Annotated in this window: 19 protein-coding genes; 3 read left to right on the forward strand and 16 right to left on the reverse strand. The window is 69.3% G+C overall.

The window, feature by feature from the left end; genetic code table 11:
* Positions 1 to 19: 19 nt before the first annotated feature.
* From BST28156_RS28890 to BST28156_RS28940, 11 genes are all read right to left on the reverse strand, one after another.
* Positions 20 to 817, reverse strand: a complete 798-nt coding sequence (locus tag BST28156_RS28890) for an ABC transporter ATP-binding protein (RefSeq protein ID WP_009690374.1) — start codon at positions 815 to 817, stop codon at positions 20 to 22.
* A 115-nt stretch (positions 818 to 932) separates the two neighbouring features.
* The gene (locus tag BST28156_RS28895) at positions 933 to 1,937 is read right to left on the reverse strand and encodes an ABC transporter substrate-binding protein (RefSeq protein ID WP_174904029.1); all 1,005 of its coding nucleotides are present in this window, start codon (positions 1,935 to 1,937) and stop codon (positions 933 to 935) included.
* A gap of 173 nt (positions 1,938 to 2,110) precedes the next feature.
* Complete coding sequence (gene fliR, locus BST28156_RS28900; protein WP_174904030.1) at positions 2,111 to 2,893, reverse strand: flagellar biosynthetic protein FliR; 783 nt, start codon at positions 2,891 to 2,893, stop codon at positions 2,111 to 2,113.
* Between the two features lie 29 nt (positions 2,894 to 2,922).
* Positions 2,923 to 3,195 carry a flagellar biosynthesis protein FliQ gene (gene fliQ, locus BST28156_RS28905; RefSeq protein ID WP_006401718.1) on the reverse strand — a complete coding sequence of 91 codons (273 nt, stop codon included), beginning with the start codon at positions 3,193 to 3,195 and terminating at the stop codon, positions 2,923 to 2,925.
* Between the two features lie 17 nt (positions 3,196 to 3,212).
* The gene (gene fliP, locus BST28156_RS28910; protein ID WP_060240183.1) at positions 3,213 to 3,974 is read right to left on the reverse strand and encodes a flagellar type III secretion system pore protein FliP; all 762 of its coding nucleotides are present in this window, start codon (positions 3,972 to 3,974) and stop codon (positions 3,213 to 3,215) included.
* Positions 3,975 to 4,016: 42 nt separating this feature from the next.
* Complete coding sequence (gene fliO, locus BST28156_RS28915) at positions 4,017 to 4,598, reverse strand: flagellar biosynthetic protein FliO (RefSeq protein WP_174904031.1); 582 nt, start codon at positions 4,596 to 4,598, stop codon at positions 4,017 to 4,019.
* The gene (gene fliN / locus BST28156_RS28920) at positions 4,595 to 5,068 is read right to left on the reverse strand and encodes a flagellar motor switch protein FliN (RefSeq protein ID WP_059516042.1); all 474 of its coding nucleotides are present in this window, start codon (positions 5,066 to 5,068) and stop codon (positions 4,595 to 4,597) included. The genes fliO and fliN overlap by 4 nt, the downstream gene beginning before the upstream one ends.
* Positions 5,061 to 6,059 carry a flagellar motor switch protein FliM gene (gene fliM / locus BST28156_RS28925; RefSeq protein WP_060240188.1) on the reverse strand — a complete coding sequence of 333 codons (999 nt, stop codon included), beginning with the start codon at positions 6,057 to 6,059 and terminating at the stop codon, positions 5,061 to 5,063. The genes fliN and fliM overlap by 8 nt, the downstream gene beginning before the upstream one ends.
* Before the next feature lie 22 nt (positions 6,060 to 6,081).
* Positions 6,082 to 6,618 (reverse strand): flagellar basal body-associated protein FliL, encoded by a 537-nt coding sequence (fliL, locus tag BST28156_RS28930; RefSeq protein ID WP_174904032.1) that lies wholly within the window; start codon positions 6,616 to 6,618, stop codon positions 6,082 to 6,084.
* Between the two features lie 212 nt (positions 6,619 to 6,830).
* Positions 6,831 to 7,553, reverse strand: a complete 723-nt coding sequence (locus tag BST28156_RS28935) for an LrgB family protein (RefSeq protein WP_060240193.1) — start codon at positions 7,551 to 7,553, stop codon at positions 6,831 to 6,833.
* Between the two features lie 34 nt (positions 7,554 to 7,587).
* Positions 7,588 to 8,046: a CidA/LrgA family protein gene (locus BST28156_RS28940; RefSeq protein WP_174904033.1), complete on the reverse strand. Its 459-nt coding sequence runs from the start codon at positions 8,044 to 8,046 to the stop codon at positions 7,588 to 7,590.
* Positions 8,047 to 8,184: 138 nt separating this feature from the next.
* On the opposite strand from BST28156_RS28940, the gene BST28156_RS28945 reads away from it, so the two are divergent.
* Entirely contained in the window at positions 8,185 to 9,111 is a 927-nt protein-coding gene (locus BST28156_RS28945) for a LysR family transcriptional regulator (protein ID WP_040128625.1), read from the forward strand.
* A 51-nt stretch (positions 9,112 to 9,162) separates the two neighbouring features.
* Here BST28156_RS28945 and BST28156_RS28950 read toward each other — a convergent pair whose 3' ends face one another.
* Both BST28156_RS28950 and BST28156_RS28955 read right to left on the reverse strand, forming a co-directional pair.
* Positions 9,163 to 10,725 carry a DHA2 family efflux MFS transporter permease subunit gene (locus BST28156_RS28950; RefSeq protein WP_174904034.1) on the reverse strand — a complete coding sequence of 521 codons (1,563 nt, stop codon included), beginning with the start codon at positions 10,723 to 10,725 and terminating at the stop codon, positions 9,163 to 9,165.
* A 173-nt stretch (positions 10,726 to 10,898) separates the two neighbouring features.
* Entirely contained in the window at positions 10,899 to 11,390 is a 492-nt protein-coding gene (locus BST28156_RS28955) for a MarR family winged helix-turn-helix transcriptional regulator (RefSeq protein ID WP_009690068.1), read from the reverse strand.
* A 174-nt stretch (positions 11,391 to 11,564) separates the two neighbouring features.
* Here BST28156_RS28955 and BST28156_RS28960 point away from each other — a divergent pair, with 174 nt between their 5' ends.
* The gene (locus BST28156_RS28960) at positions 11,565 to 11,843 is read left to right on the forward strand and encodes a multidrug ABC transporter ATPase (protein ID WP_081077070.1); all 279 of its coding nucleotides are present in this window, start codon (positions 11,565 to 11,567) and stop codon (positions 11,841 to 11,843) included.
* Positions 11,844 to 12,090: 247 nt separating this feature from the next.
* Positions 12,091 to 13,659 (forward strand): efflux transporter outer membrane subunit, encoded by a 1,569-nt coding sequence (locus BST28156_RS28965; RefSeq protein WP_174904035.1) that lies wholly within the window; start codon positions 12,091 to 12,093, stop codon positions 13,657 to 13,659.
* Positions 13,660 to 13,698: 39 nt separating this feature from the next.
* Here BST28156_RS28965 and BST28156_RS28970 read toward each other — a convergent pair whose 3' ends face one another.
* The 3 genes from BST28156_RS28970 to gspL all read right to left on the reverse strand — a co-directional run.
* Entirely contained in the window at positions 13,699 to 14,487 is a 789-nt protein-coding gene (locus BST28156_RS28970; protein WP_060240201.1) for a type II secretion system protein N, read from the reverse strand.
* A 31-nt stretch (positions 14,488 to 14,518) separates the two neighbouring features.
* Positions 14,519 to 15,025: a type II secretion system protein M gene (locus BST28156_RS28975; RefSeq protein ID WP_060240276.1), complete on the reverse strand. Its 507-nt coding sequence runs from the start codon at positions 15,023 to 15,025 to the stop codon at positions 14,519 to 14,521.
* Positions 15,022 to 15,699: type II secretion system protein GspL (gene gspL, locus BST28156_RS28980; protein ID WP_174904036.1), on the reverse strand; the 678-nt coding region annotated here is incomplete at its 5' end. The genes gspL and BST28156_RS28975, both read right to left, overlap by 4 nt.

Raw genomic sequence — 15,699 nt, forward strand, 5'->3', positions numbered from 1 at the left:
TGTCCTTGCGGTCTTGCCGTCAGCCGATCTGCACTTCTTCGCGCAGGTCGTGCCAGATGTCCTTGGAAATCTCGATGAAGCGTGCGTCGTAGCGCACCTCCGACATGACGCGCGGGCGCGGCAGGTCGATCGGATAGACGCGCTTGAGCGTCGCCGGGCGCGCGGTCAGCACGAACACGCGGTCGGCCAGCGCGATCGCTTCCTCGAGGTCGTGCGTGACGAACACGACCGACCCCTTGTTCGCGGACCACAGCTGCAGCAGCTCGTCCTGCATCAGCGTGCGCGTCTGCATGTCGAGCGCGGAGAACGGCTCGTCCATCAGCAGGATTTCCGGCTGGTTGATGAAGGTCTGCGCGAGCGCGACGCGCTTGCGCATCCCGCCCGACAGCTGGTGCGGGTAGTGCTTCGTGAACTTGTCGAGGCCGACCTTGCGGATCCATTCCTCGGCCTGCGCATACGCGACGTCCTTCGAGCGGCCGCGAAACAGCGGGCCCGCCGCGACGTTGTCGATCACGTTGCGCCACGGGAACACCGCGTCGGCCTGAAACACGAAGCCGATGCGCGGATCGATGCCGTCGACCGGGCGGCCCATCACGCGCACTTCGCCCGACACGGGCTTGAGCAGCCCGGTGATCAGGTTCAGCGTCGTCGACTTGCCGCAGCCGGTCGGCCCGACGATCGCGATGAACTCGCCGCGCGCGACGCTCATGCTGAAGTCGCGCAGCGCGACGGTCGCCTTGCCTTCCGGCGAGATGAAGCGGCACGACACGTTGCGAAACTCGATCGCCGGTGTGCTCGGGGAGACTGCCTGATTCATCGCATTCGTCCTGCGGGTGAAAAGGGCGCCGCGTCGTGCGACGGCGCCGGGCCGGTCAGCCGGACCGGAACGGGGCGCGCGACGCGGCGGGATCGCCGCCGCCGGCGCGTGAGGCTTACTTCGCGTTCACGAAATCGTTCGTGTAGGTGCGGGCGAGGTCGATGTGCTTGCCCTTCACCGACGGGTTGAACGCCGACAGCACCTTCAGCACCGTGGCCGGGCCGTCGGCCGGCATTTTGCCGTCGGCGGTGTACATCGGCAGCGACGCCTTCAGCGCCGATACGTACAGCGCCTTGTCCTTCTGGTAGTCGGCCGGCATCTTCGCGGCGATCTCGTCGGCGCTGTGCGTATGGATGAACTGCATCGTCTTCGCGAACGCGTGCGCGAGCCTGGTCGCCTGCGCCTTGTGCGAGTCGGCCCACGCGGACTGCACGTACAGGCTCGCGGCCGGATAGGTGCCGCCGAGCGCGGCGCGCGTGCCGTCGACGGTGCGCATGTCGACCAGCACCTTCGCGTCGCCCATCTTCTCGAGCGCGGACACGGTCGGCTCGGTCGTCATCCCCGCGTCGATGCGGCCCTGCTTGATCGCGGCGATGAAGCTCGCGTCGGCGCCGACCGGCAGCATCGTGTACTGCGTCGACGGCACGCCGTGCTGCAGCGCGAGGTATTGCGTGAGGAAGCTGGTCGACGAGCCGAGGCCGGTCACGCCGAGCGTCTTGCCCTTCGAGTCGGCCATCGACTTGAAGGTCGGCGCGGCCTTCGTCGATACCATCTCGACTTCGCCCGGCACCTGGCCGAACACCGCGATTGCCTTCACGTCCTTGCCCTTGCTCTGCAGGTCGATCGTGTGGTCGTAGAAGCCGACCACGCCCTGCACGGCGCCCGCCAGCAGCTCGTTCTCCGCGTCGACGCCGGCCGGCTGCGACAGCAGCTCGACGTCGAGCCCTTCGGCCTTGAAGTAGCCGAGTTCCTGCGTGAGGCGGGCGGGCAGATAGATCAGCTTCGCGATCCCGCCGACCATGATCGTGATCTTGCCGCCGTCGTCGGCGAGGGCGGGGTGCGCGGCGAGCGCGCAGCTCAGGCTGGCTGCAACGGCGAGGGTGCGCAGAATGGGTCGCATCGGGTCGTCTCCGTTCGTTGTATTCGTGTGGCGCGATGCTTGCTGCATCGTCGCGACGAGTATAGGGACGCGAAACCTTCCGCAACCTTTCGCGGGGGGGTGAATCCTTTAGGGGTTTTCCAGCAATCGGGGGTCGGAGCGCGCACGGGCCGTCCGGCAAGCTGCGCGGGCGCCTAGCGCCACCCGACCAACACCCGCCCCATCTCGTCCAGCCCCATGTCGAACAAGCGCGACACGAACGGCACCAGGTTCGGCACCATCAGCTGCACGAGCAACAGCCCGACCAGCATCGTCACCGGAAAGCCGATCTGGAACACGCCGATCTGCGGCGCGGCGCGATTCAGGATGCCGAGCGCGAGGTTCGCGATCAAGAGCGCCGCGACGACCGGCAGCGCAAGTAGCAGCCCCATCCCGAACACGGTCGCGCCGAACGCGGCGAGCGTGCGCCAGCCGGGCGCGTGCAGCAGCGCGGCCGATACCGGCAGCGACTGGAACGACGCGGCCAGCGCCGCGAACACCTGCAGGTGGCCGTCGACGGCGAGGAACGCGAGCATCGCGACCGCGTTCAGGAAACGGCCCATCACCGGCGTCGCGCCGCTCGAATGCGGATCGAAGAAGGTCGCGAAGCCGAGCCCCATCGACAGCCCGATGAAGTCGCCGGCCGCCTCGACGGCCGCGAACACGAGCTGCATCGTGAAGCCCATCGCCGCGCCGATCAGGAACTGCGTGACGACGATCCAGATCCCTTCCGCGGAAAACACCGTGACGGGCGGCATCGCGCCGAGCGTCGGCGCGACGATCAGCGCCATGAACGCGGCGATGCCGATCTTCACGCGCACGGGCACGGACGGGTGGCCGACCACCGGCGCCGTCGCGACGAGCGCGAGCATCCGCACGAACGGCCACAGGAAGGCCGTCAGCCAGCCGTTGAGCTGCGCGTAGGTAACCGAGAACATGGCGGAAGCAGCAAGGTCGAACGCGCCGCTCAGCCGGCGCCGAGCGTCGCGACGTGCAGCAGCGTCTGCCGCAGGTAGTCGAGCATCGTCGTCAGCATCCACGGGCCGGCGATCACCAGCGTCGCGGCGACCGCGAGCAGCTTCGGGATGAACGACAGCGTCGCCTCGTTGATCTGCGTCGCGGCCTGGAACAGGCTCACGACGAGGCCGACCGCGAGCGCGACCAGCAGCAGCGGGGCGGCGAGCAGCAGGCCGACCATCATCGCCTGGTGCGCGAGCGTCATCACTTGTTCGGGCGTCATCGCGGGGCCTCCGTCGCTTACGTGAAACTCTGCGCGAGCGAGCCGATCAGCAGCTGCCAGCCGTCGACCAGCACGAACAGCATCAGCTTGAACGGCAGCGACACGGTGGACGGCGACACCATCATCATCCCCATCGACATCAGCACGCTCGCGACGACCATGTCGATGATCAGGAACGGGATGAAGATCGTGAAGCCGATCTGGAAGCCCGTCTTCAGCTCGCTCGTGACGAACGCGGGCACCAGCAGCGACAGCGGCACGTCCTCGGGGCCCTGCATCGGCGCGGCCTTCGAGATCTTCGCGAACAGCGCGAGATCGGTCTCGCGGGTCTGCTTCAGCATGAAGCCCTTGAACGGCGCGAGCCCACGCTGCACGGCCTGCTCCATCGGCACGGTGCCGTCGGAGAACGGCTTGTAGCCGTCGGTGTACGCGCGGTCGAGCACCGGCGACATCACGAAGAAGGTGAGGAACAGCGCGAGGCCGACGAGCACCTGGTTCGGCGGCGTCGTCGCGGTGCCGAGCGCCTGGCGCAGCAGCGACAGCACGATGATGATGCGCGTGAAGCTCGTCATCATCAGCACCATCGCCGGCAGGAACGACAGCATCGTGAGCAGCAGCATCGTCTGCACGCTCAGCGAATACGTGGTGCCGCCGTGCGGGCCCGGGCTCGCGTTGAACGCGGGCAGGCCGGCCGCCTGCGCGCACGCGAGCGCAGGGGCGAGGCCGAGGATCAGCGCGGGCGCGAAGCGCGCCGCGCGGCGCAGGAAAGCGTGGTTCATCGGGTTACGGCAGAAAGAGGGAAGGGCGACGGCGCGCGCATGTCAGCGCTCCTTGCCGCGCCCGAGGCGCTTCGCGGCTTCGCCGGCGAGCGCGTCGCGAAAGCGCGCGCCGAACGACGCGCCGTTGGCGGACAGCTCGCCGCTGCCCGGCGCAGCGCGTCCGGACGGCGCGGCACCGGCGGGTGCATCCACCGGCGCGACCGCCGCGGAACCGGCCGGCAGCGTATGCAGCAGCCGCACGTTGCCGGGCGCGACGCCGAGCACGAGCCACGTATCGCCGATCTCGACGATCGTCGCGCGCTCCTTCGCGCCGACCGCGACGCTCGACACGAGCTTCAGCGGGCCGCCGCGGCGCGCGGGCTGGAAGCCGATGCGGCGCGCGAGCCACGCGCAGCCGAACACGAGACCGATCACGACCGCGAGCCCGACGAGCGTCTGCAGCACCGCGCCGACGCCGAGCGACGGCGCGGCCGAACCGACCACCACGCCCGACGCGATCGCGCCGGCGTGATTGACCGCGTTCATGTCCGCGGCGACGGCCGGCGCAGCGGCGAGCGACGCGACGACGGCAGCAGCAGCCGCGCATGCGACACGCGCACGGCGGCCGGACCCCGCCCGTTTCATCGGTTCAGCTTCCGGATGCGCTCGGCCGGCGTGATGATGTCGGTCAGCCGGATCCCGAACTTGTCGTTGACGACCACGACTTCGCCCTGCGCGATCAGGCAGCCGTTGACGAGCACGTCCATCGGCTCGCCGGCCAGGCCGTCGAGCTCGACGACCGAGCCCTGCGCGAGCTGCAGCAGGTTGCGGATCGCGATCTTCGTGCGGCCGAGTTCCACGGTCATCTTGACCGGGATGTCGAGAATCATCTCGATGTCGTTGTGCGTCGAGCTCGCCGCGGCCTTCGACAGCGGCTGGAACACGCCGGCGCCGGTCGCGCCCGGCTGCACCGGCTGCTGGTTCTGCTCGGCGAGCGCGGCGGCCCAGTCGTCCATCGGATCGGCCTCGGCCGCCGGTGCGGCCGCGGAGTCCGCCAGCGCCGCGTCGGCGATCGCCTGCGGGTCGAGTTCGGGCGTCGGGTTCAGCTCACTCATATCCACCTTCCTTCATCGTGTCGCTCGCGCTGATCATCTTCTGCACGCGCAACGCATATTGACCATTGAAAATCCCGTAGCCGCATTCCATCACCGGCACGCCGTCGACCTTCGCGGTGATCGTGTCGGCGATCTCGAGCGGCAGCACGTCGCCCGCGCGCAGGTTCAGGATCTTCTCGAAGGTCGTCGGGATCTCGGCGAGATCCGCGCTCAGCTCGACCTCGGCGGCCTGTACCTGCTGCGACAGCACGCGCACCCAGCGGCGGTCGACTTCGAGCGCCTCGCCCTGGATCGGCGAGCTCAGCACGTCGCGGATCGGCTCGATCATCGAGTACGGCATGCAGATGTGCAGCGTGCCGCCGGTCGGCCCGAACTCGATCGAGAACTGCGTGACGATCACGATCTCGTTCGGCGTCGCGACGTTCGCGAACTGCGTGTGCATCTCCGAGCGCACGAACTCGAACTGCAGCGGCCGCACGCTCTTCCATGCGGTCGTGTAGTGCTCGAACACGAGGTTCAGCAGCCGGCCGATGATGCGCTGCTCGGTAGCCGTGAAGTCGCGGCCCTCGACGCGCGTATGAAAGCGCCCGTCGCCGCCGAACAGGTTGTCGACCACGAAGAACACGAGGTTCGGGTCGAACACGAACAGCGACGTGCCGCGCAGCGGCTTCACGTGCACCAGGTTCAGGTTGGTCGGGATCGGCAGGTTGCGGGTGAACTCGCTGTACTTCAGCACCTTCACCTGGCTGACGGAGATTTCCGCCGTGCGCCGCATGAAGTTGAAGATGCCGATCCGCAGCAGCCGCGCGAAGCGGTCGTTGATGATCTCGAGGCCGGGCATCCGGCCGCGGACGATCCGCTCCTGCGTCGCGATGTTGTACGGACGGACGCCCGACGTGTCGCGCTCTTCGTCGACCGCGTCGGTTTCGCCCGTGACGCCCTTGAGGAGTGCATCGACCTCCTCCTGGGACATGAATTCTTCGTGGCCCATGCGCGCTCCTTTCGCGGCCGCGTTACTGGACGACGAACTCGGTAAACAGCACGTCGTCGACCTTCGCGCGCTGATTGCCCGGCTGCGTCGGCTGCTCGATCAGGTCGCGCAGCTGCTGCGCGAGCGCGCGCTTGCCGTCCGGCGTCGCGATTTCCTCGGGATGCTTGTTCGACAGCGCGAGCAGGACCCGGCTGCGGATCTCCGGCATGCGCGCGGTCAGCTGCTCCTGCGCCTTCGGGTCGGTCAGCTTCAGCGACAGGCCGACGCGCAGGTAATGCTGGACGCCGTCGTCCGACTGCAGGTTCACGGTCAGCGGATCGAGCGGGAAGAACACCGGCGCGGCCAGCGGCGGCGGCTCGGCCGGCGCACCCGCATGAGACGCGCCCTGCTTGTTCAGGAACACGTACATGCCGGCCGCGGCAGCCGCGGCCGCGCCCAGCGCGATGACGGCGATCAGCGCGATGCGCTTGAACTTGCCGGACGATGCCGGCTTGTCGGCGGACGGATTTGCGGTCGTGGAGGCCATGTGAATGCGTGCGTGATGTCTCGTAGCATGCATTGTTCGGCATCCGGGCCGCGCCCGATGGGCGGAAAAGAGGGGGGATTTGCGGCTATCTCAGCCGATTGTCGGGCGGCTGAAGGGTCGATGCAGGGAGACGGGGATGGATGCGCGACACGCCGGGGCGTTGCGCGGTGTGATCGCGACCGGGCCCGGACGGCGGCGCGGCACGGCGAACGCGGCGGCTGAGGTGCCGCCCCGCCGCGCGCGGGTCAGATCGGCAGCAGCGTCAGCAGCGGCGCGATCAGCACCATCGCGACGCCCGCGATCATCATCGTCAGGCTCGACACGACGCCTTCCTCGCTGCCGATCTCGCGCGCCTTCGCGGTGCCCACGCCGTGCGCGGCCGCGCCGAACAGCGCGCCGCGCGCGAGCCGCGTGCGCATCGGCACGAGCGCGAGCACGAACTCGCCGAGCAGCATCCCGCAGATCCCGGTCGCGATCACGAACAGCGCGGTGAGATCCTTCGGCGCATGGATCTTGTCGCACACGGCGAGCGCGAACGGCGTCGACACCGAGCGCGTCATCAGCGAGCGCTGCAGGTCCGGCGACAGGTGCAGCAGCTTCGCGAGCAGCAGCGACCCGCACACGCCCGCGCCGATCCCGACCGCGACGCCGACCGACAGCGACAGCCAGTGCCGGCGGATCAGCTCGCGATACTCGTAGATCGGCACCGCGAACGCGATCGTCGCGGGGCCGAGCAGCCACATCAGCCAGCGCGTATCGCGGAAGTAGACCGAATACGGGATGCCGGTCAGCAACACGAGCAGCACCAGCACGCCCGGCACGAACACGAGCGGCGAGAACAGCAGCGTCTTCCGGTACGCGTAGAGGCGCTTCGACGCGAAGTACAGCACGACCGTCAGCACGAAGCAGCCGAAGGAAATCGCGGCGTTCGCCTGATCGGCGAACAGGTTCGACAGCGCGGCAAGCATGACAGGCTCCGGTGCGGTTCGGGGAGCGCGGCGCTCAGGCGCGCGCGCGGCGGCGTTCGGCATACACGCGCTGCACCGCGAGCCGGCGTTCGAGCTTCGCGGCGAGATCGACCGCGACGGCCACCGCGACCATCACGAACGCGGTGCCGGCGAGCATCACCAGCGCGATGCGCCAGCCGTCCTCGCGGAACAGCCCGCCGTACTGAACGGCCGCGACGGCCGCCGGCACGAAGAACAGCAGCATGTCGGACAGCAGCCAGTTCGCGCCGTCCTTCACCCACGCGGGCGCGACGCGGCCCGAGAACAGCAGCACGAGGAGCACCGCGAGGCCGATCACGCCGGACGGGATCGGCAGCCCGACCTGCCGCACGGCCCAGTCGACCGCCATCCACAGCGCGCCGAGCGCGGCGGCCTGCAGCGCGATGCGCGCGGTACGGGCGATACCGGTCGAAACGGCGGCGCGGGCGGCGGCAGTGGCGATCGGCTTGTTCATGGCGAGGCTCCATACAGATATTTCTTCAATGGCGCAAGTATAGGTTTCCCCCATCTATAAATAAAATGACTTGTCTCTATTCTTGTCATTCCAATTCGGAATTTTTGTAAGTCGCTGCACCAATCTGGGGAGTCGTCGATGGAATTGCGCGCGCTGCGGTACTTCGTCGAGGTGGTTCGTCAGCAGAGCTTCACGGCGGCGGCCGACCGGCTGTTCGTCACGCAGCCGACCATCAGCAAGATGGTGAAGGCGCTCGAGGACGAGGTCGGTTCGCCGCTGCTGCTGCGCGACGGCCGGCAGATGGTGCTCACCGACGCCGGGCGGATCGTGTTCCAGCGCGGCCAGGACGTGCTCGCCGCGCAGGCGCAGCTGCAGTCGGAGCTGAACGATCTCGGCACGCTCGGGCGCGGCGAGCTGACGATCGGCATTCCGCCGCTCGGCGGGTCGCTGTTCACGCCGATCATCGCCGCGTACAAGCAGCGCTATCCGAACATCGAGCTGAAGCTGTTCGAGCAGGGCGCGCGGATGATCGAGGCGGCGCTGACGTCGGGCGAGCTGGAACTGGGCGGCCTGCTGGAGCCGGTCGATCCCGGCACCTTCGAGCGGCTGCCGATGGTGCGCGCGCCGCTGTGGCTGGTCGCGCCGCGCGAGTCGCGCTGGGAGGACCACGCGGCCGTGCCGCTCGCCGATCTCGCGCGCGAGTCGTTCGTGTTCTACGCGGAAAGCCTCGCGCTGCACGACGCGGTACTCGACGCGTGCCGGCAGGCCGGCTTCACGCCGTCGATCGTGAGCCGCAGCGGCCACTGGGATTTCATGGCCGCGCTCGTGCATGCGGGCGTCGGCATCGCGCTGCTGCCCGAACCGTACTGCCGGCGGCTCGATGCGGGGCAGTTCACGTGCCGCCCGATCGTCGAACCCGAGATCACCTGGGCGATCGCGCTCGGCTGGCTGAAGAAGGGCTATCTGTCGCACGCGGCGCGCGCGTGGCTCGAGGTCGCGCGCGCGACGCTGCCGGTCGCGCCCGGCGACGATCTCGCGTTCGGCGGGTTGCGGGCGAGAGAATAGAAGCGGGTGCGGCCGCGGTCGACGCGAAAGCCGGCCGCCGCCCGCCCGCGCTCAATGCCCCATCGCCGGTCCCGCCCCCTTCTTCGGCTTCGTGATCCACACGAGCGCCGCAAGCGCGACGAACACGACCGCCGACAGGTGGAAGAAGTCGTTGGTCGCCATCATGAAGCCCTGCTGCGTGACGAGCTGGTTGAGCTGCGCATTGGCCGTCTGCCCGACGATGCCGAGCTGCGCGAGCGCGCCCTGGTAGTCGGTCGTATTCTGCGCGTAGACGCTCACCGACTCCGACAGCCGCGCATGGTGGTAGATCGCGTCGTTTTCCCAGAACGTCGAGCTGACCGCCGTGCCGATCGCGCCCGACAGCGTGCGCAGGAAGTTCGACAGCCCCGACGCGCTCGCGAGCCGCTCGTCGGAGATGCTCGACAGCGTGATCGTCGTCATCGGCACGAAGAAGCACGCGACGCCGATGCCCTGCACGAGCCGCGGCAGGATCACGTGGTTGAACGGCACGTCGAGCGTAAACGTCGCGTTCCACAGCGACACGACCGCAAATACGACGAACGCGAAGCTCGCGACCATCCGCAGGTCGAGCCGGTGCATGTTGCGGCCGATCAGCGGCGACAGCACCAGCGCGAGCAGCCCGACCGGCGCGGTCGCGAGGCCGGCCTTGCCGGCCGTGTAGCCCATCACGGTCTGCAGCCACAACGGGAAGATCACGACCGAGCCGAAGAACGCCATGAAGCCGAACGAGATGATCAGCGCGCCGAGCGCGAAGTTGCGGTCCCTGAACAGCGACAGGTCGACGACCGGCTCCTTCTCGGTCGCCTCCCACACCAGCATGAACGCGAGCGACACGACCGCGATCAGCGCGAGCGCGACGATGAACGACGAATTGAACCAGTCGCGATCCTTGCCGAGGTCGAGCATCATCTGCAGGCACGACACGCCGATCACCAGCAGCGCGAGGCCGATCGCGTCGATCCGCTGCTTCGTCGTCTTCGTCTCGCGGCCGCGCAGCAGGAAGAACGCGCAGGTCGCCGAGAAGATGCCGATCGGCAGGTTGATGTAGAAGATCCACGGCCACGTGTAGTTGTCGCTGATCCAGCCGCCGAGCAGCGGGCCGAAGATCGGCGCGACGATCACCGTCATCGCCCATAGGCCGAGCGCGAGCCCGCGCTTCGCGGGCGGGTAGCTGCGCATCAGGATCGTCTGCGACAGCGGCACCATCGGCCCCGACACGAGGCCCTGCAGCAGCCGGAACGCGATCAGCGTCTCGAAATTGGACGCGAGGCCGCACAGCGCGGACGCGATCGTGAACGCGAGCACCGACAGCGTGAACAGCCGCACCTCGCCGACCCGCCGCGCGAGCCAGCCGGTCAGCGGCACCGCGATCGCCGACGCGACCGAGTACGACGAGATTACCCACGTGCCTTCGCTGGTCGCGACGCCGAGACTGCCGGAGATGGTCGGCACCGCGACGTTCGCGATCGACGTGTCGAGCACTTCCATGAAGGTGCCGAGCGCGAGCCCGACGGTGAGCAGCGCGAGCGCGCCGCCGGTCAGCGGCGCGGGTTCGGCGGCGGGGGAGGCGGCGGATGCCGTGGTGGCGGACATCGGATTCTCCTAGGCGCGGCGCGCGCGACGCGCCGACGCAAGACACCGGCCCGCAGTGCAGCGCGGCCCGGGCGGATGGAACAGGGTTGAGATCGAATCGAGCACGTGACGCGTCATCTTCTGCCCAGACAGATAAATAAGCGAATGCTTAACCTAGACATCGCGCCTCCGCGTCAATCGTCCGCTTCGTCGGGACGCGGACAGCCGTCGGCCAGGCCGGGCCCGTTGCCGATGAAGCGCTGCAGCAGGCTCGTCAGCGTCGCGAGCTCGTCGGCCGAGAAACCGGCAAGCTGCGCGTTCAGCGCGGTCGCGATCAACGACGGCAGCGCCGCGGCGGCTTCCGCGCCGCGCGCGGTCAGCGTCAGCTCGATCATCCGGCGGTCCTGCTCGCTGCGCGAGCGCGCGACCAGCCCCTTGCGTTCGAGACGGTCGAGCATCCGCGTCATCGAGCCGCTGTCGTACGACATCTTGCGCGACAGCTCGAACGGCGTGCGCGCATGGCCGCGCGACAGCAGCAGGATCACGCCGATCTGCTGCGCGGTGAGATCGAACGGCGCGAGCGCACGGTCCATCCGCTCGACGAGCACCTGCCTGGCCTTCGTCAGGTAGTAGCCGAGGCTCGTTTCCAGCGCAATGTTGTCGGGATCGTAGAGGCCGCCGGTCATTCGATTGCGCGCGACGCAATAGTGCGTTTCAGGTCAAAACGCGCCCAGTATCTTGAAAAATGATTGCTTAGTCAATATTATTTCAGGCAACCAGTTACGACGTGCATGCTGCACTGCCGGAGACTATGTTCTGACCGATTCGCCCGCGCTGCCGGGCACCCGAGGATGTTCGCGATGCTGTTCCTGAAAAATGCCGCCGGCGCGCTGCGCCGCAACCTGACCGATACCGCTCATCATGTGTTCTCCGGGCCGCACCGCGGCTGGAAGATCGCGCTGTACGTGACGATGCTGGTGGTGCCGGGCGGCTCGCTCGCGGCGCTCGGGATCGCGTGGTTCGATCATCGCCGGCAGCGCAACGCGAAAGGCGCCGCGCGCCGCACCGGCCAGCCGGGCGCGACGGAGCCGTCGTCATGGCGTGCCGCCGCCGAGCCGGTGCCCGCACGCTGCCACTGATACGGCGCGGCCGGGCCGCGTCGCTTTCGCGCTTTCGTCTTTCCTGTCCGCATTGCCGGCCGTGTCGCCCCGCAAGCGATCCGTAATGCCCGGTAAACCGGTCGGTCGCGCCGGTAACACATTCCGCTCGCCGCGCACCGTACCCTAACGGGTGCGCAGCACCTCCGCCGTCAGTTACCATTTGTCCGCCAGCGGCAACGACCGCATCGCGCAGCGCCGCCCGCTGCGCCCAGACAGGAAAATCACGATGCCGTACGCCTCACTTCCGCGCGCCATTCGCCCGCTGAGCGCCGCCGTCGCCGTTGCGACGGCCGTGCTGCTCGCCGGTTGCGCCGTCGGCCCCGACTATCATCGTCCCGACACGTCGATTCCCGCCGCCTTCAAGGAGGCGCCCGCCGGCTGGAAAGTCGCGCAGCCGGCCGACCGCGCCGATCGCGGCCCGTGGTGGACGGTCTACAACGATCCGCAGCTGAACGCGCTGATCGACAAGCTCAACGCATCGAACCAGACTATCGCGCAATCGGCGGCCGCGTACCGGCAGGCGCGCGCGCTCGTCACCGAGGCGCGCGCCGCGTATTTCCCGACCGTCGGGCTGAGCGCGTCGGGTTCGCGCTCGCGCACGCCGCGCGCGTCGCTGTCGTCCGGCTCGTCGTCGACGCTCGGCAGTTCGTCGAGCTCGATCGGCAACAGCTACAGCGTCGGCCTCGACGCGAGCTGGGAGCCCGATCTGTGGGGCAAGGTGAGCCGCACCGTCAGCGCGCAGCGCGCCGGCGAAGCGGCGGCCGCCGCCGATCTCGCGAATGCGCGGCTGTCGCAGCAGGCGCTGCTCGCGCAGACCTACTTCCAGTTGCGCACCTCCGACGCGCTGCAGAAGCTGCTCGACGATACCGTGCAGTCGTACCGGCAGTCGCTGAAACTTACCGAGAACCAGTACGCGCAGGGTGTCGCCGCACGCGCGGACGTGATCCAGGCGCAGACGCAGCTGCAGAGCGCGCAGGCGGCGTCGATCGACAACGGTGTCGCACGCGCGCAGTACGAGCATGCGATCGCGACGCTGATCGGCGAACCGGCGTCGATCTTCTCGCTGCCGCCGATGCCGCTCGCGGCCGAACCGCCGGTCACGCCGGTCGACGTGCCGTCCGCGCTGCTCGAGCGCCGTCCCGACATCGCCGCGGCCGAGCGCCGTGCCGCGGCCGCGAACGAGCAGATCGGCGTCGCGATCTCCGCGTTCTTCCCGACGCTCACGTTGTCGGCGAGCGGCGGCTTCGAAAGCTCGGTGTGGTCGCAGCTGTTCACGCTGCCCGCGCGGTTCTGGACGGTCGGCCCGCAGCTCGCGGCGACGCTGTTCGACGCGGGCCTGCGCGCCGCGCAGACCGATGCCGCGCGCGCGACCTACGACCAGGACGTCGCCGCGTATCGGCTGTCGGTGCTGAGCGCATTCCAGGATGTCGAGGACAACCTCGCGTCGCAGCGCATCCTCGCGCAGGAAATCGACGTGCAGCGGCAGGCCGTCGACAGCGCGCAGCACTCGCTCGCGATCGTCACGAACCAGTACAAGGCCGGCACCGTCGCGTACCTGAACGTGCTGACCGCGCAGACCACCGCCTTCACCGCGCAGCAGAAGCTCGCGTCGATCGCCGGCCAGCGGATGGTGTCGTCGGTCGGACTCGTGAAGGCGCTCGGCGGCGGCTGGAACGCGTCGGACATGACGCGCGAAACCGGCGAGATGGCCGCGCCGGCGCCGTTGCCGGCCTCCGCTGCGGCAGCGCCGGCCGCGGCCGCGGCGTCGGGCACCGGCGCGCTCGCGCAGCAGTAACCGGAGCGGGCGCCGCCGCGCGGCGGGCGCGTTAACGCGTCAGCGTGTCGCGTCGCCGTAGATCAGCGACACCTGGCCGTTGCCGATCGGGTGGCCGAGCAGGTTCAGCAGGCCCGCGAGGTTCGCCTGCTGCTCGGGCGCCGCATGTGCGGTGCCGCGAAACGCGCCGCTGCCGGGGCCGAAACTCCCGTGCCCGTCGAGGAACAGCGGGCCCTGCGTCGTCGTCAGGTCGAGATCGGCGCCCGTGCCCTTCGCCTGCAGCACCGCGCGGTACGAGCCGAGCGGCTTCACGCGCGACACGCGCGAACTCATCCCGTCGATCGTCACCGTCAGCTGGCCGAACGCATTGCTGCCGATCAGCCGCCAGTCGGTCCAGCCGAGCCGCACGTCGCCCTGCAGGTCGAGCGTGTTGAACGGCGTGCCGAGCCCCGCGAGCAGCGACGCAGGCACCGCCATCGCGCCCGCCGACAGCACCGCGCCGCGCCACGTCGCATCGAGCGTGACGGGCTCCGGCATCGCCTCGGTCTGGCGCATGCGCATCTGCACGCGCCCGGTCAGCAGCGGCCAGAAGCGCGTGGTCCATTCGACGCGGCCCGGCAGCAGCGTCGCCGCGCTCTGGTCGGCGCCCGGCGCGAGCATCAGCGTGCCCGAGCCGTGCCATAGCGAGCCGGCCGGATCGGCGAGATTCACATGCCCGCCCGTCGCACGCGCGAACTGCGGCGCGATCCACGCGGCCGGCGCGAGCGCGACCAGCGTGACCGCGGTCGCGAGCCCGCCCGTCGCGACCCACGGCAATGCGGCGGCGAGCCGCCTGATCCACGGCCTCATCGAGCGCCCGCCGCTTGCGTCATCCGTTTCCTCATTTGTGCATCGACGGCTGCATCACGGCCGTCAGGTCGACCTGGCCGTCCTCCTTCAGCGCCGTCGCGTGCGCCTCGCCGACCTGCACCTTGAACTGCCGGCGCGCATCGTCGAGCCACTGCGTCCACGCCGGGAACGACACGTTCTTCATCTGGACCTGCACGCCGTTGCCGACGATCTGCACCTGCGCGCCCTGCAGCCCGTGGTCGGACAGCGACGCGGTCAGCGCGTCCTTCAGCGCGAGGCCGGTTGGCGCGACGCCCTGCGCGGCGGCCGCGAGCGACTTCGCCTCGTTGGCCTGCGCGGTCATCTGCGCAAGCTCGCGGCGCATCGTCGGCAGCTCGCGCTGGATGCGCGCGCGGCCTTCCTGCGCGGGCGACCACAGCACCGAATACGCGATCGCGACGGCCAGCACGGCGCCGCCCCAGCCGAGCAGCGTCTTTTCGCGCGGCGTGCGCTCGCCCCAGAACTGGGCCAGCGTCTCGTTCAGTTGTGCGGTGTTCATGAGCGGCTCCGGATCGTCCATTTGCCCGTGTTGCTGTCGACTTCGCCGGACAGCCCGTTGCGCGCGAGGCGCTGCGGGAAGTCGGGATCGACCTTGACCTCGGGCTTGAAGCCGACGTCGAGCCGCCGGTCGTGATAGTCGAGCGACGCGATGCCGTTCTGCGGCAGCGCGCCCAGCGAACGCGACAGCCCGCTCGCGAGCGCGAGGAAATCGTTCGGCGACAGTTCGCCGGCCGCGAGCCGCAACTGGTCGAGCTGGCGCTGCATCTGCGCGGGCGGGTCGAGCACCGTGGTCGTCTTCGGGAACGCAGACAGCAGCGTCTCGGTGATCTGCGCGGACAGCGCGTCGCGTTCGCGAGACAGCTTCCACCAGTGCAGGTTCATCCCGATCACCGCGACGCCGAGCGTCGCCGCGACCAGCGCGATCGGCACGCGCAGGCGCTTCACCGTCGCGCGATCGAAGCGCCACGGCTGCGACTCGAATTCGAACTGGCACAGATCGAAGCGCTCGGCGAGCGCGCGGTGCGCAAACGCGTCGAACGGCAGCGGCATCGCGCCCGGCAGCAGCGGGCCGCCGTCGGTGCGGCCGACCGAGGCGAGGCGCGGCTCCGCGCCCGGTTCGCCGAGTTCGTACAGCTCGACGGCGCCGCCGCCGGCCAGCGCGGCCAGCGTGCC

The organism is Burkholderia pseudomultivorans, from assembly GCF_902499075.1.
Taxonomy (GTDB): Bacteria; Pseudomonadota; Gammaproteobacteria; order Burkholderiales; family Burkholderiaceae; genus Burkholderia; species Burkholderia pseudomultivorans.

Coding starts and splice junctions, on each gene's coding strand:
- BST28156_RS28890 (WP_009690374.1), bottom strand. CDS start 817: ATGAATCAGGCAGTCTCCCCGAGCACACCGGCGATCGAGTTTCGCAAC.
- BST28156_RS28895 (WP_174904029.1), bottom strand. CDS start 1,937: ATGCGACCCATTCTGCGCACCCTCGCCGTTGCAGCCAGCCTGAGCTGC.
- fliR (WP_174904030.1), bottom strand. CDS start 2,893: ATGTTCTCGGTTACCTACGCGCAGCTCAACGGCTGGCTGACGGCCTTC.
- fliQ (WP_006401718.1), bottom strand. CDS start 3,195: ATGACGCCCGAACAAGTGATGACGCTCGCGCACCAGGCGATGATGGTC.
- fliP (WP_060240183.1), bottom strand. CDS start 3,974: ATGAACCACGCTTTCCTGCGCCGCGCGGCGCGCTTCGCGCCCGCGCTG.
- fliO (WP_174904031.1), bottom strand. CDS start 4,598: ATGAAACGGGCGGGGTCCGGCCGCCGTGCGCGTGTCGCATGCGCGGCT.
- fliN (WP_059516042.1), bottom strand. CDS start 5,068: ATGAGTGAGCTGAACCCGACGCCCGAACTCGACCCGCAGGCGATCGCC.
- fliM (WP_060240188.1), bottom strand. CDS start 6,059: ATGGGCCACGAAGAATTCATGTCCCAGGAGGAGGTCGATGCACTCCTC.
- fliL (WP_174904032.1), bottom strand. CDS start 6,618: ATGCATGCTACGAGACATCACGCACGCATTCACATGGCCTCCACGACC.
- BST28156_RS28935 (WP_060240193.1), bottom strand. CDS start 7,553: ATGCTTGCCGCGCTGTCGAACCTGTTCGCCGATCAGGCGAACGCCGCG.
- BST28156_RS28940 (WP_174904033.1), bottom strand. CDS start 8,046: ATGAACAAGCCGATCGCCACTGCCGCCGCCCGCGCCGCCGTTTCGACC.
- BST28156_RS28945 (WP_040128625.1), top strand. CDS start 8,185: ATGGAATTGCGCGCGCTGCGGTACTTCGTCGAGGTGGTTCGTCAGCAG.
- BST28156_RS28950 (WP_174904034.1), bottom strand. CDS start 10,725: ATGTCCGCCACCACGGCATCCGCCGCCTCCCCCGCCGCCGAACCCGCG.
- BST28156_RS28955 (WP_009690068.1), bottom strand. CDS start 11,390: ATGACCGGCGGCCTCTACGATCCCGACAACATTGCGCTGGAAACGAGC.
- BST28156_RS28960 (WP_081077070.1), top strand. CDS start 11,565: ATGCTGTTCCTGAAAAATGCCGCCGGCGCGCTGCGCCGCAACCTGACC.
- BST28156_RS28965 (WP_174904035.1), top strand. CDS start 12,091: ATGCCGTACGCCTCACTTCCGCGCGCCATTCGCCCGCTGAGCGCCGCC.
- BST28156_RS28970 (WP_060240201.1), bottom strand. CDS start 14,487: ATGAGGCCGTGGATCAGGCGGCTCGCCGCCGCATTGCCGTGGGTCGCG.
- BST28156_RS28975 (WP_060240276.1), bottom strand. CDS start 15,025: ATGAACACCGCACAACTGAACGAGACGCTGGCCCAGTTCTGGGGCGAG.